Consider the following 23,017-nt stretch of genomic DNA (forward strand, 5'->3'; position numbering starts at 1 on the left):
TACGAGGCGAACGGGGATACTTTTAACGAAATTAGGAGGTGAATTAGGATGGCATTGACACAAGAACGCAAGAACCAACTGATCGAGGAGCACAGAACTCACGAATCCGATACCGGATCTCCTGAAGTTCAAGTTGCTGTCCTGACGGCCAACATTTTGAGCCTGACGGATCACCTGCGTACGCACAAGAAAGACCACCACTCGCGTCGCGGTCTTCTGAAGATGGTCGGACGGCGTCGTAGACTGCTGGCTTACCTGAAAAATAACGACGTTAGACGTTATAGCGCACTGATCGAAAAGCTCGGCCTGCGTCGCTAAAATTAAAAAGCATTGCACAAGCAGCCTGGTTGTGAACCGTATGGTCTTTTTTGGAGCCGACGGCAGCAGCCGGGTTGTTTTTGTACTGACGATTTTCGATATTTTATATAAAATAACCGAATGATAGATGCCCGAGGAGGAATTTGATGGAACAGCAAGTAGAAATGCAGCTGGGGGGACGAACCCTCACGCTCAAAACAGGCCGTTTGGCCAAACAGGCGAACGCCGCGGTCATGGTCCATTACGGAGAAACGGTCGTTCTGTGTACCGTTACGGCGTCCACGCAGCCGAAAGACCTCGACTTTTTCCCGCTGACCGTGAACTATGAAGAAAGAATGTACGCGGTAGGCAAAATTCCCGGCGGATTCATTAAGCGCGAAGGCCGTCCGAGCGAAAAAGCGATTCTGTCTTCCCGCTTGACCGACCGTCCGATTCGCCCGCTGTTCCCCGAAGGCTTCCGCAACGACGTTCAGATTCAAAATATCGTCATGAGCGTCGATCACGACAACGAACCGCAAATCGCGGCCATGATCGGCACCTCCGCGGCGCTGAGTATTTCCGACGTGCCGTTTGACGGACCGATCGGCGGCGTGGCTGTCGGACGCGTAGACGGTCAATTCATCGTCAATCCGACGCTTGCGCAGCAGGAAGTCAGCGAATTGTACCTCGTCGTCGCCGGCACCAAAGACGCCATCATGATGGTCGAAGCCGAAGGCAACGAAGTACCGGAAGAAATCATGCTCGAAGCGATCATGTTTGGCCACGACGCCGTCAAAGAGATCGTCGCCGCTATCGAACAGCTCGTGGAGAAATCCGGCAAGCCGAAAATGGCCGTCAAGCTGCATGCGGTAGACGCCGACGTGAATACGGCCGTTCGCGCTTTCGCGGGCGAACGTCTCAAAGACGCGGTCCGGATCGCCGAGAAGCATGCCCGTCAAGACGCGATCGACGCGGTGAACGACGAGACGGTCGCCCACTTTATCGAGCAGTATCTGGAGACGCCGGGCAAAATGGACGACGTCAAAGAAATTTTGCACGATATCGTCAAGGAAGAAGTGCGCCGCCTGATCACGCACGACAAAGTGCGTCCGGACGGACGCGGCCTGGCCGAGATTCGTCCGATCAGTTCCGACGTGGCGCTGCTGCCGCGCGTGCACGGTTCGGGTCTGTTTACCCGCGGACAAACGCAGGCGCTGAGCATCTGTACGCTGGGCGTGCTGGGCGATGCGCAAATGCTCGACGGCGTCTCGCCGGAAGACACGAAGCGCTTTATGCACCATTACAACTTCCCTCCGTTCAGCGTCGGCGAAGCCCGTCCGCTGAGAGCGCCGGGACGCCGCGAAATCGGACACGGAGCGCTCGGCGAGCGCGCGCTGATGAAGGTGCTTCCTTCCGAGACGGAATTCCCGTATACGATCCGCCTCGTGTCCGAAGTGCTGGAATCGAACGGCTCCACGTCGCAGGCCAGCATCTGTGCCAGCACGCTGGCGATGATGGACGCGGGCGTGCCGCTGAAAGCGCCGGTTGCCGGCGTGGCAATGGGCCTGATCAAAGACGGAGACCATATCTCCATCTTGTCCGACATCCAGGGCATGGAAGATCACCTCGGCGATATGGACTTCAAAGTTGCGGGAACCAAAGACGGCGTAACGGCAATCCAGATGGATATCAAAATCGACGGCATCAGCCGCGAGATTTTGGCCGAAGCGCTGACGCAGGCCCGTGAAGGCCGCATGCACATCCTTGAGCAAATGCTGCAGGCGATCCAGGAACCGAGAACCAAAATGTCGAAATACGCGCCGAAGATCACGATCATCAATATCAAGCCGGAGAAAATTCGCGACGTTATCGGAGCGGGCGGCAAGATTATTAACAAGATCATCGAAGAGACCGGCGTCAAGATCGATATCGAGCAGGACGGACGCGTGTTTATCGCCTCGACCGACGAAGATATGATCAACCGCGCTTCCGATATCATTCAGGGTATCGTGCGTGAAGTGGTCGTCGGCGAAGTTTACGAAGGAACCGTCCGACGGATCGAGAAATTCGGCGCTTTCGTCGAACTGCTTCCGGGCAAAGACGGGCTTGTACACATTTCGCAGCTGGCTGCGGAGCGCGTCGTCAAAGTCGAGGACGTCGTCGCGCTTGGCGACAAACTGCAGGTCAAAGTTACCGAGATCGACGCACAAGGACGGGTCAACCTGTCGCATAAAGTGCTGTTGAACACGGAAACTTCGGCCAAACTGTAAGACTTTCGGCGCGTGCAAAAGACAGGAAAGAGACAGAACTTGCTTCTGGCTCTTTTTTTTGCGTTTGACCCCGCGGCGGTGTTTGGCGGCGCGGGCCGCGTGCGTAAGACGTTAAATCGGATCAATGTCCGCCCAGAGCGGACTAAAAGGACCGGAACGCGTACGGTTGAGTGCTGAGCGAAAGTTTGTTAGGATAGAGTTTGCACGCTTATCTGGACCGATACGTATCGGCTGAGCGCACGGGAGGGGAATAACGCTTTGAAAAAATATACATTAAGCAGTGGTCTTCGGGTAGTCGCCGAGCATATTCCGGGTTCGCGTTCGGTTTCGTTCGGCATCTGGGTCAAAAACGGATCGCGTAACGAAACGCAAGCCGATAACGGCATTTCGCACTTTATCGAGCACATGCTGTTCAAAGGAACGGAACGCTACGACGCCAGAGCCATCGCCGAACAATTCGATGCGATCGGCGGCAACGTCAACGCTTTTACGTCGAAAGAATATACGAGCTATTACGCGAAAGTGCTGGACGAACATCTGCCGATTGCCATGGATATTTTGTCGGACATGTTTTTCAATTCGAAGTTCGATCCCGAAGAATTATCGCGGGAAAAGAACGTCATTTTCGAAGAGATTTCTATGTATCTGGACGATCCCGATGATCTGGTGCACGACCTGATCGTGGAAGCGGCTTACGAAGGCCATCCGTTGGCGATGCCGATACTCGGCACGCAGGAGCATCTCGCTCCGATGACTTCGGAAGACCTGCAGCGGTTTCTGCACGAGCGCTACACGGTCGACAATACGATCGTGGCGATCGCCGGTAATCTCGGAGATGATCTCGAAGAGCTGCTCGAACAGCATTTCGGCTCGTTCGGCCGCAAGGGAACGCCGTCTCCGATCGTCGAACCGTCCTTCGACGGCGGACTCGTGTACCGCAAGAAGAAAACGGAACAGAACCATATCTGTCTGTCGTTCCAGGGGTTCGGGTATGACGATCCCCGGCAGTACGCCATGGCGCTGCTCAACAATTCGATCGGCGGAGGCATGAGCTCGAAGCTGTTCCAGGAAATCCGGGAAAAGCGCGGCTTGGCCTATTCCGTCTATTCGTACCACAGCGCGCATGCCGACAGCGGCTACTTTACGATCTATGCCGGAACCGCGCCGAAGCAGACGGCCGACGTGCTGAAGCTGACGCAGCAGGTGCTGCATGAAGTGCAAAGCCGGGGACTGACCGAAGACGAGATCCGCAAAGGCAAGCAGCAGCTCAAAGGCAGCCTGATCATGGGCCTCGAAGGCAGCGGAAGCCGGATGAACCGTCTCGGCAAAAACGAACTGATGCTCGGCCGCCACGAGACGATCGACGAGACGATCGCCAAAGTCGAAGCGGTGACCGAAGCCGACGTCCGGCTCGCGCTCGACCACTTGTTCGCCAAACCGTTCGCCGTGGCGATGGTCGGCGGCTCGGACCGGGCGATTAACGCATTGAGGAGAGATGAACTTGTCCCATCTGATACAAATTAAACGGTTCGCCGGGAATGAAGATCTGGCGATTCCGCGCAAAATGACCGAACTTGCCGCAGGTTACGACCTGCAGGCCGCCGTGCTCGCGCCGATCGTGCTTGAGCCGATGCAGCGGACGCTCGTGCCGACGGGCATCGCTATCGCGATGCCGGGCGGGCTCGAAGCGCAGATTCGTCCACGCAGCGGATTGGCGTTCAAGCACGGCATCACATGCCTGAATACGCCGGGTACGATCGATGCGGATTACCGCGGGGAGATCAAGGTGCTGCTGATCAATCTGGGCGAGGAGCCGTTTACGATCGCACGCGGGGAGCGGATCGCGCAGATGGTATTCCAGGAAGTGCCGGAGACGGAACTGGCCGAAGTGGAAGAGCTGTCCGACACCGTTCGCGGCAGCGGCGGATTCGGGCACACCGGCAAATAAACGATGTTTTGCGGGCAGCCGCGGCTTCTTCGCAGCGAAGAAAGCCGCGGGCTTTTTTGGCTTGCGGGCCGTTTTCATAGCGTGCGAACGTCTTGCTTTTTATTTCGAGACCCACTATGATATTCACAATGCAAACCTTGATGTTTAGCGATTTTGCCCCATATAAAGGAGAGACAAGCCAGATGTCGAATGAAACGTTTAACGTAGCCGTAGTCGGCTCGACCGGTGCGGTCGGCGAACAAATCCTGAGATTGCTCGAAGAGCGCAACTTCCCGATCAAGACCTTGAAACTGCTTTCGTCCGCGAGAAGCGCGGGCAGCAAGCTGAAGTTCAAGGGCGAGGACGTGACGGTCGAAGAAGCGAAGCCGGAGAGCTTCGAAGGCGTGCAGATCGCGCTGTTCAGCGCGGGCGGGGACGTCAGCAAGGCGCTCGTACCGGAAGCGATCAAGCGCGGCACGGTCTGCATCGATAACACGAGCGCTTTCCGGATGGATCCGACCGCTCCGTTGGTCGTGCCCGAAGTGAACGCGGAGAAAATTTTCGAGCATAACGGCGTAATCGCCAACCCGAACTGTTCGACCATCCAGATGGTGGCCGCGCTGAAGCCGCTGCAGGACCGCTACGGCCTTAAACGGATCATCGTATCGACGTATCAGGCGGTATCTGGTTCGGGCGCCAAAGCGATTGCCGAGCTGAACCGCCAGACGAAAGCGATCGTGAACGGCGAGCCGGTCAACCCGGACGTGCTTCCTGTCGCTTCGCTGCCGGTGAAGCATCAGATCGCGTTCAACGCCGTGCCGCAGATCGACAAGTTCACGGACAACGGCTTTACGTACGAAGAGATGAAGATGATCAACGAAACCAAAAAAATTATGGGCGACGAGTCGATTCAGGTAACCGCGACCTGCGTGCGTATCCCGGTCGTGTACGGCCATTCGGAATCGGTGTACGTGGAACTCGGTTCGGAATACGATCTGGCCGAAGTGCGTTCGCTGCTCGAAAACGCGCCGGGCTTGACCGTGATCGACGATCCGGCCAACCAGGCGTATCCGCTGGCGACCGACGCCGCGGGCAAAAACGACGTGTTCGTGGGCCGTTTGCGCCGCGACCTCGATTCGCCGACCGGGCTGAATCTGTGGATCGTCTCCGACAATCTGCTCAAGGGCGCGGCGTGGAACGCCGTGCAAATCGCGGAAATCATTGCGGCTCGTTCGCAGCAGGCCTAAACGAAAGGAAGAGACCATGGCTATTCGGGTTCAAAAATTCGGCGGGACGTCGCTGTCTTCGGAAGAAGCGAGAGCGCACGTCGTTCGCCACGTTCAGCGGGAGCTGGCTGCCGGTTATCAACTGGTCGTCGTCGTGTCCGCAATGGGACGCAGCGGCGATCCGTACGCGACCGACACGCTGCTCGGCTGGGCGGCAGGCACGAGCGGCAAATCGCTGCCGGCCAAAGAAAAAGATTTGTTGATGGGCTGCGGAGAGATCATCTCCGCGGCTACGCTTTGCGGCATTTTGCATCAGGAAGGCATTGACGCGACCGTACTGACCGGAGCGCAGGCCGGCTTCATGACCGACAGCCATTTCGGCAACGCGCGGATTTTGGAGATGCGCCCCGAGCGTATTTTGCGCGAACTGCAGGACCACAGTGTCGTCATCGTGACCGGGTTCCAGGGACAGAACGAATACGGCGATCTCACGACGCTCGGCCGGGGCGGCAGCGACACGTCGGCGACGGCGCTCGGCGCCGCGCTGCATGCGGAGATCGTGGACATCTATACGGACGTGAACGGTATTCTGACCGCCGATCCGCGCCTGGTGGAAGATGCCAAGCCGCTCGAAGTGGTCAGCTACACCGAGATTTGCAACATGGCTTACCAAGGCGCCAAAGTCATTCATCCGCGTGCCGTCGAGATCGCCATGCAGGCGCAAATTCCGGTGCGGGTCCGTTCGACCTTTTCCGAAGAAGAAGGCACGCTCGTCACGCATCCGGAGAATTTCGCGGACGTATCGGCCGGCGTGATCGACCGTTTCGTGACCGGCATCGCCTACGTGAGCAGCGTTACACAAATTACGGTCGAACAGCCGGACCCGAGCGGCCAGCTGTCGCTGAACGTGTTCAAGGCAATGGCCGAGAACGCGATCAGCGTCGACTTTATCAACGTGACGCCGGTCGGCGCCGTCTACACGGTGTTCGACACGGAAGCGGAGCGGGCTTTGGCCGCGCTGCGGGAGATCGGCTACGAGCCGCGCGCGCTCAGCGGATGCGCCAAAGTCTCGGTTATCGGCGGAGGCATCAACGGCGTTCCGGGCATCATGTCGCATATCGTCGAAGCGCTGACGATGCAAAACGTGCAAATTTTGCAGTCGGCCGACTCCAATACGACGATCTGGGTTCTGGTCAAAAAAGACGATATGGTCAAAGCGCTCAAAGCGCTGCACGCCAGATTCGAACTGCATCGTTAAGCGATAAGCACACCCACCATAGAGCACGCAGAGGGAGCGAATGAAAAATGGATTTCGGACGATTGATCACCGCCATGGTCACTCCTTTCGACGAGCACGGAGAAGTGGCATGGGAGCATATTCCCGCTTTGATCGATATGCTGATCGAGCGGCAGCGGACGCAGTCGATCGTCGTGTTCGGCACGACGGGCGAATCGCCGACGCTGAGCGACGAAGAGAAAATCAAGCTGCTTGAGATTGCGGTGCGGCATGCGGCCGGACGCTGCAAGATCATTGCCGGAACGGGCAGCAACGATACGCAGCACAGCGTCGAGCTGACCCGCGAAGCGGAACAAGCCGGCGCCGACGGCGTGCTGCTCGTCGTGCCGTATTATAACCGGCCGAACCAGGCCGGATTGTATGCGCATTTCGCGGCGATCGCGCAGGCGACGAGTCTTCCGGTCATGCTCTACAATGTGCCGAGCCGGACGGCTTCGAACCTCGAAGGCGCGACGACGCTGCGCCTGGCGCAGCTGCCGAACGTGGTGGCCGTCAAGGAATGCGGGCCGGTTGACCAGGTCGCTTATATCGCCGCCAACGCCCCAGCAGGCTTCCGCGTCTATTCGGGCGACGATGCCGCTTCGCTGCCGGCGCTGTCCGTCGGGGCGTACGGCATCGTCAGCGTGGCAAGCCACGTCGTCGGCGAGCGCATGAGCCATATGCTCGCCGCGCACGCCGGCGGCGACGCGGCCGGCGCGACCCGCGTATACCATTTGCTGCTGCCGGTATTCAAAGGACTGTTCGCCTGTCCGCATCCGGTACCCAATCCGGTCGCGGTCAAATACGCGCTGACGCTGCGCGGGTACGCCGTGGGCGGGGTACGGCTGCCGCTGCTCGACGCGACGGACGAAGAGAAACGTTATATCGAACGCTTTATGGCCGAATTTTCCTGAAAACAGATTTTTTTGAAGGTTCCAGCGCCGTTTCCATTACAGGAAACGGCGCTTTTTTGCGTGTCCGAAACACGATGAAATCGGGCCAAAACAGGCCTTTTGAACGGTTCCGGCAGGGAATGAGAGGGCTTTCGACTTGTATTTTGGGTTTTCATTCATGTATAATGGACGCAAGTGACTGGGTGCGGGTTATAGAAAAACAACACGAACCATATTTGACGGAGGTTCGTGCATCGGCTTGATCAGTTGGCATCGGGCGGCTTTTGTGTACCAAAAGCCCTCTCGAATCCATAACGGTGCAAGTCCTTGTTCGAGCTATGCCAAAAACCGGAAAAATAGCAAACGTCCAACTCTTATAAAACAAACAAAACACTAATAATTAGGAGGTCTATCCATCTTGGTAAAGAAAAACAATACTACGGAGAAGCTGACGATTTTCGCTCTGGGCGGCGTTGGCGAAATTGGTAAGAACATGTATGTCGTACAGTATGACGACGATATCGTCGTCATCGATGCAGGCCTGAAATTCCCGGAAGAAGACATGCTCGGAATCGACCTGGTCATTCCCGACATCAGCTATCTGACCGAGAATCGCGATAAAGTCAGAGCCATCATCGTCACCCACGGCCACGAAGACCATATCGGCGGTCTGCCGTACGTCCTCAAGCACCTGAACGTTCCGCTGTACGCGACAAAGCTGACACTCGGCCTGATCGAGAACAAGCTGCGCGAAGCGAACCTGTTGGGCGAGACGAAGCGTATCCTGATCGACGCCGATTCCGAACTGAAACTCGGCAGCACGCTGACGGCTACGTTCTTCCGGACGAACCATAGCATTCCCGACTCTGTCGGAGTCGCGATCGAGACGCCGGAAGGCAACGTCGTGCACACGGGCGACTTCAAGTTCGACCACACGCCGGTCAACGATCAATTCGCGGATCTGCAGCGCATGGCCGAAATCGGTCAAAAAGGCGTTCTCGCCCTGCTGTCCGACAGCACCAATGCCGAGAAGCCGGGCTTCACGCCTTCGGAGCGCAGCGTCGGCATCGTGCTGGAAGACATTTTCCGCAAAGCGCGCCAGCGCGTAGTCGTTGCGACGTTCGCGTCCAATGTGCACCGGATTCAGCAGGTCGTCAACGCGGCGATCGCTACCGACCGTAAGATCGTCGTCATCGGACGCAGCATGGTCAATGTCGTAGCCATCGCGTCGGAACTCGGCTACCTGGAAATTCCGGAAGGCATGATCATCGAGCCGGAAGAGATCAACCGGATCGGCGCCGACCGCGTCGCGATCCTGTGCACAGGCAGCCAGGGCGAGCCGATGTCGGCGCTCAGCCGCATGGCGCGCTCGACGCACCGCAAAGTCGATATCCTGCCGGGCGACACCGTCATCATCGCGGCTACGCCGGTACCGGGTAACGAGAAATACGTCGGCCGCACGATCGATGCGCTGTTCCGCCTCGGAGCGGAAGTCATCTACAGCGGTTCGAACAAAGGCGTTCACGTATCGGGTCACGGTTCGCAGGAAGAGCTGAAGCTCATGCTCAACTTGATGCGTCCGAAATTCTTTATTCCGATCCACGGCGAATACCGTATGCTGCGCAAGCACGCCCAACTCGGCGAAGGCGTCGGCATCGACCCGAACAACATCTTCCTGATCGACATCGGCGATACGGTCGAGATCCAGAACGGCGAAGCGCGCAAAGCCGGCAAGGTACCTTCCGGCAACGTGCTGATCGACGGCCTCGGCGTCGGCGACGTAGGCAACATCGTTCTGCGCGACCGCAAGCTGCTGTCCCAGGACGGCATCCTGGTCGTCGTCGTGACGCTCAGCAAGCAGGACGGACGCATCGTATCCGGTCCGGACATCATTTCGCGCGGTTTCGTCTACGTGCGCGAATCGGAAGGTCTGCTCGACGAAGCGAACCGCGTCGTTACGAGCACGCTGCAGCGCCTCATGAGCGAGAACGTCAACGAATGGGCTTCGCTCAAATCGGGCGTCAAAGATTCGCTCGGACGTTTCCTGTTCGACCAGACCCGCCGTCGTCCGATGATCCTGCCGATCATCATGGAAGTGTAACAAGCCGCGCCGTCGATCGACGATCGACAGGCTGCGTGATCGCCCTTTTCGGCCCGGGAACAGAACGTTCCCGCCGGAAAGGGCTTTTTGTTTTGCTTTGTGTTTGCTTTTGTTTTTTCTTTTTTGCCGCCGAAAAGGAAACGTGAGAGAGCGTGCGAAGGCCGCGGTTTTCCCTGCCTTTTGGCGAACTTATGTGCTATTATGGGGAGAGCGTGTCAACGGCAGGAGGGATTGGGATTGGCTCAGAAAAAAGGGACGGGAACGCGTGCCGCCGGCAAGCCCCGCGCGAACGGCAGCCGTGCGGCCTCGACCAAAAACAGCAAAAAAAAGAGCAGTGCGCTCGGCAGCGCCCTCAAATATGAAATCTACGGCATCGTTCTTATTACGCTGTCGGTCATCGGCTTGTCCGGACAAGCCTTTATCGGTCAGCTGTTGTCGGCCGGCTTCGGACTCGTGCTGGGCAAAGCGTATGCGATCATCCCGCTGCTCGGCGTCTATATCGGCCTGTATCTGATGATTCGGCGGGGCATTCCTTACGGATGGAGCTCCCGCAAGTCGGGCCTTGTGCTGATCGCGCTGGCCGGCGTGCTGACGCTGTCGATCGTGGAAGCGCAGTCGCACACGGAGCTGGAAGGGCAGATGAGCGCCAATGGTATTTTGGCCGCCGCCCAAAGCGACCTGCAGCGTTCGCTGATCGCCCCGGACGGGCCGATGAGCGAGACGACGCCGTTTCTCCGTCCGATCGGAGGCGGCTACTTCGGAGCGCTGCTGCTGTCGCTGCTGTTTCTGATGGTGGGCATGCCGGGAGCGATTCTCGCTGCCGCCGTGCTGCTGATCATCGGCCTGATGCTGGTGACGCAGCGGTCCTACGTGGACCTGATGAACGGAGTTCGCCGCAAGGCGGGCGAAGCGGCGCGTTCGGCCGGAGCGCGGCTCAAGGAAGAGCGCGCCGCGTCGGAAGAGCGCAGGCTCGAAGCCGAGCGGCAGGCCGAGATTCGGGCGCTGGACAAAGCGGAAGCCGCCGAGCGCAGACGCGCGGCGCGGCCGGAGCCCGAGCTTGAGCCCGGCGAAGAGATCGAGCCGCGCCGGGGACCGCTGTCGCTGCCGGGCCGCCGGCGCAAAGCGGTCGAAGAACCGGAGCCGGAAGGTGCGCAATCGCCGCCGGAGCAAGCCGACCGGATCGGCGCCTACCGGGTGCCGGCCGAACCGGGCCGGCCTGCCCACCCGCATGATGCCGCAGGCGCCGCGCCGATCGGCGCAGTGCTGCCGGACACTACGTACCCCGAGGCGGCGGCGCCGGCAAGTGGCGCGAAGAGTTCGCCGGAACCGGAACGTCACGCGCCGATCATCCGCGATTTCTTCGAGCATATCCGCGCGGAGAAAAAAATCGACGTTCCATCCGCCGCGCCGAATGCGGCGCCCGCGGATGACGACGAAGATTTCGAAGAAGCGGCAGTCCCGCTGCCGGGAGCGGCTCTTGCGGTCGGTATTGCCCCGACCGAATTGACTTCGGCCGAAGGCGCGGCCGCAGCCGGAATGGCGGAGTCGCCTTCGGACGGCGGATTGTTCCCGCTGCCAGGCGGCGACCCTTCTATTCCGGCCGCGGCGGGCCAACTGCTGGAAGTCGCCGAAGGCGAGCGGATCAAGCCGCCGCCCAAGCCGTACAAGCTGCCTCCGCTGAGTCTGTTGGCCATGCCGAAGGAAGATACTTCGTCGGCGGCGAACCAGGCCGATTACATGCAGACGGCGCGCAAGCTGGAGACGACGCTCGAAAGCTTCGGCGTGCGCGCCCGGGTGCTTGAAGTCGTCCGCGGCCCGGCCGTAACCCGCTACGAGATCCAGCCCGACGTCGGCGTCAAGGTTAGCCGGATCGTCGGACTGACCGACGATATCGCGCTGGCGCTTGCGGCCAAGGACATCCGGATGGAAGCGCCGATTCCGGGCAAGTCCGCGATCGGCATCGAAGTGCCGAACAACGAGGTGTCCATGGTCACGATGCGCGAGGTGATGGATTCGCCCGTCTTCGAAGAAGCGCCGTCCAAGCTGACTGTCGCGTTCGGCCGGGACATTTCCGGCCAGACGATCGTCGGCAACCTGGCCCGGATGCCCCATCTGCTCGTGGCCGGAGCGACCGGTTCGGGCAAGTCGGTCTGTATCAACGGCATCATCGCCAGCATTTTGTACAAAGCGAAGCCCGACGAAGTCAAGTTCCTTATGGTCGATCCGAAGATGGTCGAACTGAACGTCTATAACGGCATTCCGCATCTGCTTGCGCCGGTCGTCACCGATCCGCGCCGCGCCTCGCTTGCGCTCAAGAAGATCGTGGTCGAGATGGAAAAGCGCTACGAATTGTTTTCCAAATCGTCGACGCGCAATATCGAAGGCTACAATACGCTGATGAAGGACAATCCGTCCGCCATTCTGCCGTACATCGTCGTCATCGTCGACGAGCTGGCCGATCTCATGATGGTCGCGGCCGGCGACGTGGAAGACGCGATCGCGCGTCTCGCGCAAATGGCGCGCGCCGCCGGGATCCACCTGATCATCGCCACGCAGCGCCCGTCGGTCGACGTCATTACCGGCGTCATCAAAGCGAATATCCCGTCGCGGATCGCGTTCGGCGTCTCGTCGCAGGTCGATTCGCGGACGATTCTCGACATGGGCGGAGCGGAGAAGCTGCTCGGCCGCGGCGACATGCTGTTCATGCCGATGGGCGCGTCCAAGCCGGTCCGCGTGCAGGGCGCTTTCCTCAGCGACAACGAAGTCGAGGAGATCGTCGCCTACTGCAGCGGCCAGGCGGAAGCGGAGTACGATACGGCGCTCGTGCCGGAGATCGACGACAACGCGCCGGACCCCGAAGAAGCGATGGACGAATTGTACGATCAAGCCGTGCAGATCGTCGTCGAAGCCAAGCAGGCTTCGGTATCGCTGCTTCAGCGGCGCATGAGAGTGGGCTACACGCGCGCCGGACGTCTGGTGGATGCTATGGAGGCCCGCGGCATCGTCGGCCCTTACGAGGGCAGCAAGCCGCGCGAGGTGCTGATCTCGATCGAGCAGCTGCAGGCAAGCCGGGCGGCAGCCAATTCTTGATTGGCTGCCGCCCCGACCCCGGATTCCTTCGTTCGCATCCGCGCTTCCCGCGCGCTGCGGACGAAGGAATCTTTTTTTGTTTTCCCGCCGTGAGCCCGATCCGACCCTGCTTCGAGTTGATTCCGCTCTCGGCGGTGAGTTAGAATAGTCAAGAATGGTTAGAGAATTAGAGCAACCCCATCATCGAGCGGAATCCGCCGAAAGCCTAAGGAGTGATGTCAATGAGTACGACCGGATTTGAACGGGCAGCGGAAGGCCGGATTCGCATTCACGTAATGCCGACCAAGCGGTTCAAGACGTTTGCCGTTTCCCTATATGCCGGAGCCCCGCTCCGCGAAGAGACCGTGACGCCGATCGCGCTGACGCCGTTCGTGCTGCGCCGCGGCAGCGCCTCCTACCCGGAGACGATGCTGTTTCGCGAGCGGCTCGAAGAATTGTACGGAGCCGGCTTCGGCTTTGACGTATACAAGCGCGACGGCAGCCAGATCGTCCAGTTTCGCATGGACACGATCAACGACGCTTTCGTGAGCACGGACGAGTCGCTGCTTGAGAATTCGCTGTCTTTTCTCGGCGAAGCGCTCACCCGGCCCGCGCTGGAAAGCGGTGTGTTCAAGCATAAATTCGTCGACGCCGAACGCGACAACGTGCGCAAGAAGCTCGACTCGATCATTAACAACAAAGCCCGCTATGCCGGTTCGCGCTGCGTGGAAGAGATGTTTGCCGGAGAAGCTTACCGGTTGAACGCGCTCGGCAAACGCGAGGCGCTGGAACATCTGGACGCGCCTGCGCTGCACGAATCGTACCGCAAATGGCTGTCCGAAGCGACGCTTGACCTGTACGTGGTCGGCGATACGACGCTTGACGAAGTGCGCGGTATCGTGCACCGGTATTTCGACGTCGCCGGACCCGGCCACGAACCGCACGAATACGCCAGAAGCGCCAAAAGCGAAGGGGCGGGCAATCCGCACGTCGTCAAAGAAACGATGGACGTGTCGCAGGGCAAGCTCAATATCGGGTTCAAAACGTCGATCGACTACGCGGACGACCGTTACGCTTCGGCGCTCGTGTACAACGGCGTGCTGGGCGGGTATCCGCATTCCAAGCTGTTCCAGAACGTGCGCGAAAAAGCGAGCCTGGCCTATTACGCGTCGTCGCAGTACGAACCGCACAAAGCGTTTGGCACGATCCAGTCGGGCATCGAGATCGGCAACTACGAACGGGCGCTGGACATTATCCGGGTACAGCTCGACGCGATGAAAGCGGGCGAGATCACGGACACCGAACTCGGCCAGACGAAAGCGATGCTCGGCAACGATCTGCGCGAAGTGCGCGATTCGGCGTTCCAGATGATCCAGCACGATTTCGGCGGAAGGCTGTCGGGCCGCGAGCGCGCGGTGACCGAGCTGATCGAACAGGTCGAGAGCATGACGGCGGAGCAGGTTGCGGTCGCCGCGCAAAACTTCCGTCTGGACACCATTTACTTTTTGACCGGAAAAGAGGGGGAATAACGATGGAGCGCATTGTCTACGAGCATTTGCAGGAAACGCTGTATTACGAAAAGCTGGATAACGGGCTCAGCGTCTACGTCCTGCCCAAAGAAGGATTCCAGAAAACGTACGCGACGTTCTCGACGAATTACGGTTCGGTCGATAACCGTTTTCGGGTTGCCGGTCAGGAAGAACACCGGGTACCGGACGGCATCGCCCATTTTCTGGAGCACAAAGTGTTCGAAGAGCCGGAAGGCGACGTGTTCCTGAAATTTTCGACGCAGGGCGCTTCGTCCAACGCGTTCACGAGCTTCGACCAGACGACCTACCTGTTCTCCGCGACCGAGAAAATTTCGGAGAATCTGGAGACGCTGATCGATTTCGTGCAAAATCCGTATTTTACCGACGAGAATGTTGAAAAAGAAAAAGGGATCATCGGACAGGAAATCCAGATGTACCAGGACAATCCGGACTGGCGCGTGTATTACGGATTGATCGAAGCGCTCTACAAAGTGCATCCGGTGCATATCGATATCGCGGGCACGATCGAATCGATCGGCGAGATTACCAAAGAAACGCTGTACGCGTGCTACAACACGTTCTACCATCCGAGCAACATGCTGCTGTTCGTCGTGGGCGGCGTGGATCCGCAGCAGGTCATCGAGCAGGTCAAAGCCAATCAGGCGTCCAAAAACTACGGCCCGCAGGCGGAGATCGAACGTTTCTTCGACCCGGAACCGGAAGAAGTGGCGCAGGAGCGCAAAGAGCTGAACCTGCCGGTATCGCTGCCCAAGTGCCTGTTCGGATTCAAGGAATCGGCGCCGAACGTGGACGGACCGGAGCTGGTCAAGCTTGACCTGACGACGGAAGTGATGCTCGACCTGCTGCTCGGAAGCAGTACGCCGCTGTACGAGAAGCTGTACGACGAAGCGCTGATCACCGACGGTTTCGGCGGCGATTTCCGCGCTACGCCCGAATACGCCTTTTCCGTCATCGGCGGCGACACGCGCGATCCCGAACTGCTGATGGAACGCATTCGCGAAGAATCGGAGCGGTTGGCGGCAAGCGGCTTCGAAGCGACAGCGTTCGAACGCGCGCGCAAAAAGAAAATCGGCGGTTATCTGCGCATGCTGAACTCGCCCGAGAGTATCGCGCACGAGTTTACCCGCTACAAGTTCCGCGGCGGCGACCTGTTCGCGATTCTGAAGATTTACGAGGACATGACGCTCGAAGACGTCAATACGCGGCTGCGTCAGCATGTCCGCTGGGATCGCCGCGCCGTATCCGTGGTACGCGGGGCGTGATGCCGGACGGGGAAAAAAAGGCCGGGCGGCGCAAGCCGTCCGGCACGGCCGTCCTCGTGACCGGCGCGTCCGGCGGGATCGGTTCGGCAATCGCCGAACGTTTTGCCGCGGACGGATGCCGGGTGGCGCTGCATTATTCGTCTTCGGCGGAAGCGGTGCGCGCGGCCGCGGACCGCTGCGCGTCGCTCGGAGCGGCCGAAGTGCTGACCGCGCGCGCCGACGTGCGCAGCCGGGCCGAAGTGCTGCGCATGCGCGACGAGCTCAAATCGGCGGGCTTCGTGCCCGACGTGCTCGTCAACAACGCCGGCGTCTCGCATTACGGCATGCTGTGCGACGTGACGGACGAAGAATGGGACCGCGTGATGGAAGTCAATCTCAAAGGCACTTTTTTGTGCAGCCAGGCGTTCATGGAAGAAATGGTCTCCCGCAAATACGGAAGGATTATTAATATCTCTTCCGTTTGGGGGTTGGCCGGCGCTTCCTGCGAAGTCGTCTATTCGGCGGCAAAAGGAGGAATCAACGCCTTTACCAAGGCGCTTGCCAAAGAACTTGCCCTGTCGGGCGTTTCGGTAAATGCGGTGGCTCCCGGAGCCGTGCGCACGGCGATGCTCGATGCGCTGTCTACGGAAGAATTGGCCGCGCTGGCGGAAGAAATTCCGGTCGGACGACTGGCCGAACCGCGCGAGATCGCGGAGACGGTCCGTTTCCTGTCGCTGCCCGAGTCGGCGTACATGACCGGACAGATTCTCAGCCCGAACGGCGGATGGGTCACCTGAGGCCCGGCGCGAAGCCCGACGCCCCGCTCAAAGATGAAGAATCTGTTTCTTGCGTTTAAACGGCATTTTTAATATCATTAGACAAAGGTTGGAGTCATGGGCTCGGACCGGCTTCAGCCTTTAAAATTGCGCGCGACACGGAAGTGGGATGGATCATGGAAACCAAACAATGGTATATGGAATATCGCATACATAAGAATCGGCCGGGCCTGCTCGGGGACATCGCGTCGATTCTGGGCATGCTGGAAGTCAATATCATCACGATCAACGGCGTCGAAGGACGGACCCGGGGCATGCTGCTGGAGACGACGGACGACGAGAAAATTCAACTGCTGGGCGCCATGCTCAAAAAAGTCGACAGCGTCACGGTGACGGCCCTGCGCCCGCCGAAGCTGGTCGACATTTTGGCGGTGCGCCACGGCCGGTACATCGAGCGCGACTCGGACGACCGCAAAACGTTCCGGTTTACGCGCGACGAACTCGGCCTGCTGGTCGATTTTCTGGGGGAACTGTTCAAGCGCGAAGGCAACCAGGTGATCGGGCTGCGCGGCATGCCGCGGGTCGGCAAGACGGAGTCCATCATTGCCGGCAGCGTATGCGCGATGAAGCACTGGACGTTCGTTTCGTCGACGCTGCTGCGCCAGACGGTGCGGAGCCAAATGTCGGAAGAAGAGATGAACCCGAACAACGTATTTATTATCGACGGCATCGTCAGCACGATCCGCTCGAACGAGAAACATTACCAGCTGTTGAAAGAAATCATGGCGATGCCTTGCACCAAAGTGATCGAGCATCCGGATATTTTCATGCGCGAGTCGGAATACGACCATTCGCAGTTCGATATGATTATCGAGCTGCGCAGCACGCCGGACGAAGAGATCATTTACGACACGTTCGCCACGAGTTATACCGACGACATCTAGGGAAATGAAGCCTTGCTTGGAATAGCGTTTCCACAGGCTTTGCATACAACAAGGAGGGATGAACGGAATGTCCGATCTGGGACAGCAGTTAAAAGAAGCCCGTTTACAAAAAGGGCTGTCACTTGAAGACGTGCAGGAAATGACCAAAATCCGCAAACGTTATCTGGAAGCGATCGAGCAGGGGGATTTCAAGGTTCTGCCGGGAAGTTTTTACGTCCGTGCTTTTATTAAGACGTATGCGGAAGCGGTAGGACTCGATCCGGAAGCGCTGCTGCAAAACCATCCGAAGGACGTGCCGGCCGCCGAGCCGGAGAACGTCATGGAACCGGTGCTGACCAAACGTTCGGCCCGTACGGCCGCAGCGGCGGGTTCGGGCGGAGGAAGCGGACGTCCGGGCGGACGCGGCGAAGGCAGCAAAGGGCTGTCGACGGCGCTGATGTGGACGTTCCCGATCCTGATCCTGATCATCGTGGCCATCGTATACGTCAACAGCAACAAAGACGATACGCAGGCCAGCGACGATACGACGCCGGATACGGCGGCGACGACGAAGCCTGCGGACAGCGCGACGACGACGCCTGCCCCTGCGGACACGACGCCAACGGATACGACGGGCGGCGGCACGCAGGCTCCGGCCACAACCGATCCGGCAGCTCCGGCAGCGGAAGAGACGCCGGCGGAAGAGACGCCTCCTACGACGGAGACGCCTCCGGCCGACACGGGTACCGCAGAAGGCGGAACAGGCGCGGAACCGACCGAAGGAACCGAAGGAACGCCGACGGAAGATCCGGCAGCTCCGGACGAAGCCGGCACGACCGGCGAAGAAACGCCTGCGGAGACGGGCACTCCGAACACGACCGGGGCAACGCTTGTCACGCCGGCCGGCCAACAGGGCAAGACGACGATCTTCGACGCGCAGCCTGCCGCTGCGGGAACGCCGGTCAAAGTCACGATCAACGCAAGCGGCATGAGCTGGCTGGAAGTGTATCGCGGCAGCACGAGCGGCGAGAAGCTCTACTACCAGAACACGAAGGAAGGCGAATCGATGTCGTTCGATCTCGACGCGCAGGGTCTGTATATCAAATCTGGCTACTCGCCCGTAACGGATATCAGAGTCGACGGACAGCCGATTGTTGACGGCAAGACGACTTCCCGCCTGCAGGTTAATTTGAAGAACTGATTTCAATAACTAATTTCAATAACTAATTAATTCCACCCGAAAGGAAGAGGATCCGTGGCTTCTGAAAATTCAATGGATATCGTATCCAAAATGGATATGCAGGAACTGAAAAACGCAATCGATCAGGCGGAACGCGAAATTACGAGCCGCTTCGATTTCAAGGGAACCAAGACCAGCTTCGAACTGGACAAAGACTCGCTGACGATCATCTCCGACGACGAGTACAAACTCGGCGCGGTCATCGACATTTTGCAATCGAAGATGATCAAGCGCGGCGTCCCGTTCAAAAACCTGGATTTCGGCAAAATCGAGACCGCTTCGCTGAATACGGTCCGTCAAAAGCTGGGACTGAAGTCGGGCATCGAATCGGACAGCTCCAAAAAAATCAATACGCTGATCCGCGATTCCAAGCTCAAAGTCAAAAGCCAGATTCAGGGCGATCAGATTAGAGTCACGTCCAAAAGCCGGGACGATCTCCAGGCCGTCATGAAGCTTCTGCGCGAAGCCGAACTGCCGATCGAACTGCAATTCACCAACTTCAAATAAGACCGTCGCACGAAGCATGCCCTTCGTTTCCCCAAGGAAACGGAGGGCATTTTTGCAGGCGCGGAGAGAAGCCGTCGACGTTTTGACACCCTAACATTCGGATATTATACTTGTAAGGTTGAAAAGAGAAATCGGGCGAAGGCTCGATCGGAAGGAATGGATGCACAAATGAATCTTCCCAATCGTATTACGCTCAGCCGAATTTTCATGATTCCGGTCATGATGGTCTTCCTCCTCGCGGAACTGCCTTTTCTGCCGGAGCCTATCGTCTGGCACGGAGTGGAGCTGGGCTGGGGCCAGCTGATCGCGTGCATCATCTTCATCGTCGCTTCGTGTACCGACGGCATCGACGGCTATATCGCGCGCAGCCGCAACCTGGTGACCAATCTGGGCAAGCTGATGGACCCGCTCGCCGACAAGCTGCTCGTATCCGCGGCGTTCATCTCGCTCGTGCAGATGGACAAACTGGCCGCCTGGATGGCGATCGTTATCATCAGCCGCGAATTCGCCGTCACCGGCCTGCGCCAGATCGCGCTGCTCGACGGCGCCGTCATGGCCGCCGGCTCCGGAGGCAAGATCAAAACCGTTCTCCAGATTGCGGCCATCGTCGTGCTGCTGCTGAACAACCTCCCGTTCGAGATCTGGTCTTTCCCGGCCGATACGATCCTGATCTGGGCCGCCGTCATTGTCACCGTCTACACCGGCGTCGATTACTTTGTACGTAACCGTCATTTGCTGAAACAGTCGAACGCGTAAGCGAGACTTTCAGTAAATGACGAACCGTCATTTGCTGAAACAGTCGAATGCGTAAGCGAGACTTTCAGTAAATGACGAACCGTCATTTGCTGAAACAGTCGAATGCGTAAGCTGTTTCCCCATTCCCACATCTTCATAAGGAGCGTGACGCGTAGTGAAAGCCGAAATCATCGCAGTAGGGACCGAGCTTCTGCTCGGCCAGATCGTCAACACCAATGCCCAGTATTTGTCGCAGGAGCTGGCCGCGCTCGGTATCGACGTCTATTTCCAGACCGTCGTCGGAGACAACAAGGAACGCCTCAAGGAAGCGATTCGCCAGGCGCAGGGACGTGCGGACGTACTCGTCTTTTCGGGCGGCATCGGACCGACGCAGGACGATCTGACGAAGGACGCGATCGCCGAAGTGCTCGGCCGGGAACTACGGAACGATCGTCCGGCCATGGACAAGATCGCGGAGTTTTTCGCGGACCGCGGCGTGCCGATGACCGACAACAACAAGCGTCAGGCGCTCGTGATCGACGGCTGCACCCCGCTGCCGAACGCGACGGGACTTGCGGTGGGCGTCGCGATCAGCGACGAGACCGGCCATCATTACATCGTGCTGCCGGGCCCGCCGAGCGAGCTCAAGCCGATGTTCGAGGCCGAAGCGAAGCCATGGCTGCTGCATCAGGTGCTGACCGACGAGATGCCGCTGTATTCGCGCATCCTGAAGTTTGCCGGTATCGGCGAATCGGCGCTCGAAGACAAGCTGCTGGACCTGATCGACGCGCAGACGGACCCGACGATCGCGCCTTATGCCAAAGAAGGCGAAGTGGCGATCCGGTTGTCCACGAAGGCGCACGACATTCAGGAAGCCGACAAAAAGCTGACCGCGCTCGAAGTGCAGATCCAGAGCCGGCTGCCGCAGCATATGTATGCGAGCGACGACGTGGCGATCGAAGAGACGATCGTGAAGATGATGGCGGATCTTGGACTGAACGTAAGCGCGGCCGAGAGCTGCACGGGCGGCATGGTCATGGAAAGCCTGACTACCGTGCCCGGCAGCGCGGCCATGCTCAGAGGCGGCATCGTCTGCTACTCCAACGAGATGAAGGAGAAGCTGCTGAACGTGCCGCACGATTACCTCGAAGGCGAGAACGCGCCCGGCGCGGTGAGCCGCGAAGTGGCGGAGGTGCTCGCCGAACAGATCCGCATGATCACGGATACGGACTACGGGCTGTCGGTCACCGGAGTGGCCGGACCGGGCTACTCCGAGCGCAAGCCGGCCGGGCTCGTCTATATCGGCATCTCCGAACGGGGCGGCGAGACGGAAGTGTTCGAACTGCTTATCAAGGGCAACCGCGACACCGTGCGCAAGCGGTCCACGAAGACGCTGCTGTACCGGCTGTGGCTTCGGCTTTTGCAGGCGGAGAAGCAGGACTGATTTCACAGGAAAACAGCAGGCGAAAAAAGGTGCGGAAATCTGCCGCAGACCGCGCAGCAAAGCGCTTTTACATTGACCGCACCTGACTTTTTTGGTATAATAAACATACGGAAGAACCGCGGCGATACCTCAGACTCGCCTGCGGTTCTTTTTGCGACTTAGGGGTTTTTTTAGCTTTGCAGACCGCGTCGGAGAGGGAAAAAGCCGTTCGGGAAAAATACGAATGTATGTTCGAAAAAAAGCTTGGCAAACCCGTCCAAAAGCGTTATGATAGAGGTACAGAAGACGTACAAAACCAATTAGATAAGGGTGTGGATATATTGTCAGATCGTCGTGCTGCGCTGGATATGGCGCTTCGCCAAATAGAGAAACAATTCGGAAAAGGTTCCATCATGAAGCTTGGAGAATCGACACACATGAACGTCGAGGTCGTACCGAGCGGTTCCATCGCTCTGGACGTGGCATTGGGAACGGGCGGAATGCCTCGCGGACGGATTATCGAAATTTACGGACCGGAATCTTCGGGTAAAACGACCGTTGCCCTGCACGCGGTAGCCGAAGTGCAAAAAGCAGGCGGACAAGCCGCTTTCATCGACGCCGAGCACGCGCTCGATCCGAAGTACGCGTATAACCTGGGCGTTAACGTTGACGAGCTTCTGCTCTCGCAGCCGGATACCGGCGAACAAGGCCTTGAAATCGCCGAAGCACTCGTACGCAGCGGCGCGGTCGATATCATCGTTATCGACTCCGTAGCGGCTCTCGTGCCAAAAGCCGAAATCGAAGGCGAAATGGGCGACTCCCACGTCGGTCTGCAAGCCCGCCTGATGTCTCAGGCGCTTCGCAAACTGTCCGGAGCCATCAGCAAGTCGAACACGATCGCGATCTTCATCAACCAGCTTCGCGAAAAAATCGGCGTTATGTTCGGTAACCCGGAGACAACGCCGGGCGGACGCGCACTGAAATTCTATTCGACCGTACGTCTTGACGTGCGCCGCATCGAGTCCATCAAAATGGGCAACGATATCGTCGGCAACCGGACACGTATCAAAGTCGTGAAGAACAAAGTCGCACCTCCGTTCAAACAAGCGGAAGTGGATATCATGTACGGAGAAGGCATTTCCAAAGAAGGTAGCCTGATCGATATGGGAACCGAGATGGACATCGTCGAAAAAAGCGGTGCGTGGTATTCCTACTCGGGCGAGCGTCTGGGGCAAGGCCGCGAGAACGCGAAACAATTCCTTAAAGACCACAAGGAAATTTCGCTCGCGATCGAAACGAAGATTCGCCAGGCCAGCAATCTGATTACGCTTGTCGAAGAGCCGACCGAAGCTCAGAAAAAGGCCGAAGCGGACGAAGAACAAGAACTGCTCGAAATCGAGTAACAACGGCTGCAAAGTCGTTTGAATGATCCGGTTGAATAAGTCGTTCGAATAAATCTTTCGAATAAGATGAAGAGCTCCGGCCCGTATGCGGCTGGAGTTTTTTCTTTTAACCAGCTTTTTTGAAAAATCGAATTTGGCACAGGATCGAAGAAAAGAGGGA

General features: G+C 58.5%; 18 protein-coding genes. All 18 read left to right on the forward strand.

Annotation, left to right across the window (positions count from 1 at the left end; all coding sequences use genetic code 11):
• Positions 1 to 48: 48 nt before the first annotated feature.
• The 18 genes from rpsO (at position 49) to recA (ending at position 22,857) form a co-directional block, all read left to right on the forward strand.
• The gene (rpsO, locus tag FTE24_RS00890) at positions 49 to 318 is read left to right on the forward strand and encodes a 30S ribosomal protein S15 (RefSeq protein WP_141449440.1); all 270 of its coding nucleotides are present in this window, start codon (positions 49 to 51) and stop codon (positions 316 to 318) included.
• 146 nt (positions 319 to 464) lie between these two features.
• Positions 465 to 2,567 (forward strand): polyribonucleotide nucleotidyltransferase, encoded by a 2,103-nt coding sequence (locus tag FTE24_RS00895; RefSeq protein WP_150230810.1) that lies wholly within the window; start codon positions 465 to 467, stop codon positions 2,565 to 2,567.
• A 258-nt stretch (positions 2,568 to 2,825) separates the two neighbouring features.
• Positions 2,826 to 4,091 (forward strand): M16 family metallopeptidase, encoded by a 1,266-nt coding sequence (locus tag FTE24_RS00900; protein ID WP_141449442.1) that lies wholly within the window; start codon positions 2,826 to 2,828, stop codon positions 4,089 to 4,091.
• Positions 4,063 to 4,515, forward strand: a complete 453-nt coding sequence (dut, locus tag FTE24_RS00905; RefSeq protein WP_141449443.1) for a dUTP diphosphatase — start codon at positions 4,063 to 4,065, stop codon at positions 4,513 to 4,515. Before FTE24_RS00900 ends, dut begins: the two co-directional genes overlap by 29 nt.
• 182 nt (positions 4,516 to 4,697) lie before the next feature.
• Positions 4,698 to 5,741: an aspartate-semialdehyde dehydrogenase gene (locus FTE24_RS00910; RefSeq protein WP_141449444.1), complete on the forward strand. Its 1,044-nt coding sequence runs from the start codon at positions 4,698 to 4,700 to the stop codon at positions 5,739 to 5,741.
• Between the two features lie 16 nt (positions 5,742 to 5,757).
• Complete coding sequence (gene dapG / locus FTE24_RS00915) at positions 5,758 to 6,978, forward strand: aspartate kinase (protein ID WP_141449445.1); 1,221 nt, start codon at positions 5,758 to 5,760, stop codon at positions 6,976 to 6,978.
• 47 nt (positions 6,979 to 7,025) lie between these two features.
• On the forward strand, positions 7,026 to 7,910 hold the full coding sequence (gene dapA, locus FTE24_RS00920; protein ID WP_150230808.1) for a 4-hydroxy-tetrahydrodipicolinate synthase: 885 nt from the start codon (positions 7,026 to 7,028) through the stop codon (positions 7,908 to 7,910).
• A gap of 397 nt (positions 7,911 to 8,307) precedes the next feature.
• Positions 8,308 to 9,990 carry a ribonuclease J gene (locus tag FTE24_RS00925; RefSeq protein ID WP_141449447.1) on the forward strand — a complete coding sequence of 561 codons (1,683 nt, stop codon included), beginning with the start codon at positions 8,308 to 8,310 and terminating at the stop codon, positions 9,988 to 9,990.
• Between the two features lie 237 nt (positions 9,991 to 10,227).
• Complete coding sequence (locus FTE24_RS00930) at positions 10,228 to 13,080, forward strand: FtsK/SpoIIIE family DNA translocase (RefSeq protein ID WP_237401573.1); 2,853 nt, start codon at positions 10,228 to 10,230, stop codon at positions 13,078 to 13,080.
• A gap of 221 nt (positions 13,081 to 13,301) precedes the next feature.
• Positions 13,302 to 14,588, forward strand: a complete 1,287-nt coding sequence (gene yfmF / locus FTE24_RS00935) for an EF-P 5-aminopentanol modification-associated protein YfmF (protein WP_150230804.1) — start codon at positions 13,302 to 13,304, stop codon at positions 14,586 to 14,588.
• A gap of 2 nt (positions 14,589 to 14,590) precedes the next feature.
• On the forward strand, positions 14,591 to 15,871 hold the full coding sequence (gene yfmH / locus FTE24_RS00940) for an EF-P 5-aminopentanol modification-associated protein YfmH (protein ID WP_141449450.1): 1,281 nt from the start codon (positions 14,591 to 14,593) through the stop codon (positions 15,869 to 15,871).
• Positions 15,871 to 16,647 carry an elongation factor P 5-aminopentanone reductase gene (ymfI, locus tag FTE24_RS00945; protein WP_150230802.1) on the forward strand — a complete coding sequence of 259 codons (777 nt, stop codon included), beginning with the start codon at positions 15,871 to 15,873 and terminating at the stop codon, positions 16,645 to 16,647. The genes yfmH and ymfI overlap by 1 nt, the downstream gene beginning before the upstream one ends.
• A 155-nt stretch (positions 16,648 to 16,802) precedes the next feature.
• Positions 16,803 to 17,570, forward strand: coding sequence for a YmfK family protein (locus tag FTE24_RS00950; RefSeq protein ID WP_141449452.1), 768 nt, complete (start codon positions 16,803 to 16,805; stop codon positions 17,568 to 17,570).
• A gap of 67 nt (positions 17,571 to 17,637) precedes the next feature.
• Complete coding sequence (locus tag FTE24_RS00955) at positions 17,638 to 18,750, forward strand: helix-turn-helix domain-containing protein (protein ID WP_150230800.1); 1,113 nt, start codon at positions 17,638 to 17,640, stop codon at positions 18,748 to 18,750.
• A 54-nt stretch (positions 18,751 to 18,804) separates the two neighbouring features.
• On the forward strand, positions 18,805 to 19,296 hold the full coding sequence (locus FTE24_RS00960; RefSeq protein WP_141449454.1) for a YajQ family cyclic di-GMP-binding protein: 492 nt from the start codon (positions 18,805 to 18,807) through the stop codon (positions 19,294 to 19,296).
• 168 nt (positions 19,297 to 19,464) lie between these two features.
• A complete protein-coding gene (pgsA, locus tag FTE24_RS00965; RefSeq protein ID WP_150230798.1) occupies positions 19,465 to 20,052 on the forward strand; it encodes a CDP-diacylglycerol--glycerol-3-phosphate 3-phosphatidyltransferase in 588 nt (195 codons plus the stop codon).
• Between the two features lie 154 nt (positions 20,053 to 20,206).
• Complete coding sequence (locus tag FTE24_RS00970; protein WP_150230796.1) at positions 20,207 to 21,475, forward strand: competence/damage-inducible protein A; 1,269 nt, start codon at positions 20,207 to 20,209, stop codon at positions 21,473 to 21,475.
• 320 nt (positions 21,476 to 21,795) lie between these two features.
• Positions 21,796 to 22,857 (forward strand): recombinase RecA, encoded by a 1,062-nt coding sequence (recA, locus tag FTE24_RS00975; protein ID WP_141449457.1) that lies wholly within the window; start codon positions 21,796 to 21,798, stop codon positions 22,855 to 22,857.
• Positions 22,858 to 23,017 lie beyond the last annotated feature (160 nt).

Source organism: Saccharibacillus sp. WB 17 (genome assembly GCF_008634075.2).
Lineage (GTDB): Bacteria > Bacillota > Bacilli > Paenibacillales > Paenibacillaceae > Saccharibacillus > Saccharibacillus brassicae.

Bases quoted from the DNA above. Each gene is read 5' to 3' on its own strand.
- rpsO (WP_141449440.1), top strand. From the start codon at position 49: ATGGCATTGACACAAGAACGCAAGAACCAACTGATCGAGGAGCACAGA.
- FTE24_RS00895 (WP_150230810.1), top strand. From the start codon at position 465: ATGGAACAGCAAGTAGAAATGCAGCTGGGGGGACGAACCCTCACGCTC.
- dut (WP_141449443.1), top strand. From the start codon at position 4,063: ATGAACTTGTCCCATCTGATACAAATTAAACGGTTCGCCGGGAATGAA.
- FTE24_RS00910 (WP_141449444.1), top strand. From the start codon at position 4,698: ATGTCGAATGAAACGTTTAACGTAGCCGTAGTCGGCTCGACCGGTGCG.
- dapG (WP_141449445.1), top strand. From the start codon at position 5,758: ATGGCTATTCGGGTTCAAAAATTCGGCGGGACGTCGCTGTCTTCGGAA.
- dapA (WP_150230808.1), top strand. From the start codon at position 7,026: ATGGATTTCGGACGATTGATCACCGCCATGGTCACTCCTTTCGACGAG.
- yfmF (WP_150230804.1), top strand. From the start codon at position 13,302: ATGAGTACGACCGGATTTGAACGGGCAGCGGAAGGCCGGATTCGCATT.
- yfmH (WP_141449450.1), top strand. From the start codon at position 14,591: ATGGAGCGCATTGTCTACGAGCATTTGCAGGAAACGCTGTATTACGAA.
- ymfI (WP_150230802.1), top strand. From the start codon at position 15,871: ATGCCGGACGGGGAAAAAAAGGCCGGGCGGCGCAAGCCGTCCGGCACG.
- FTE24_RS00950 (WP_141449452.1), top strand. From the start codon at position 16,803: ATGGAAACCAAACAATGGTATATGGAATATCGCATACATAAGAATCGG.
- FTE24_RS00955 (WP_150230800.1), top strand. From the start codon at position 17,638: ATGTCCGATCTGGGACAGCAGTTAAAAGAAGCCCGTTTACAAAAAGGG.
- pgsA (WP_150230798.1), top strand. From the start codon at position 19,465: ATGAATCTTCCCAATCGTATTACGCTCAGCCGAATTTTCATGATTCCG.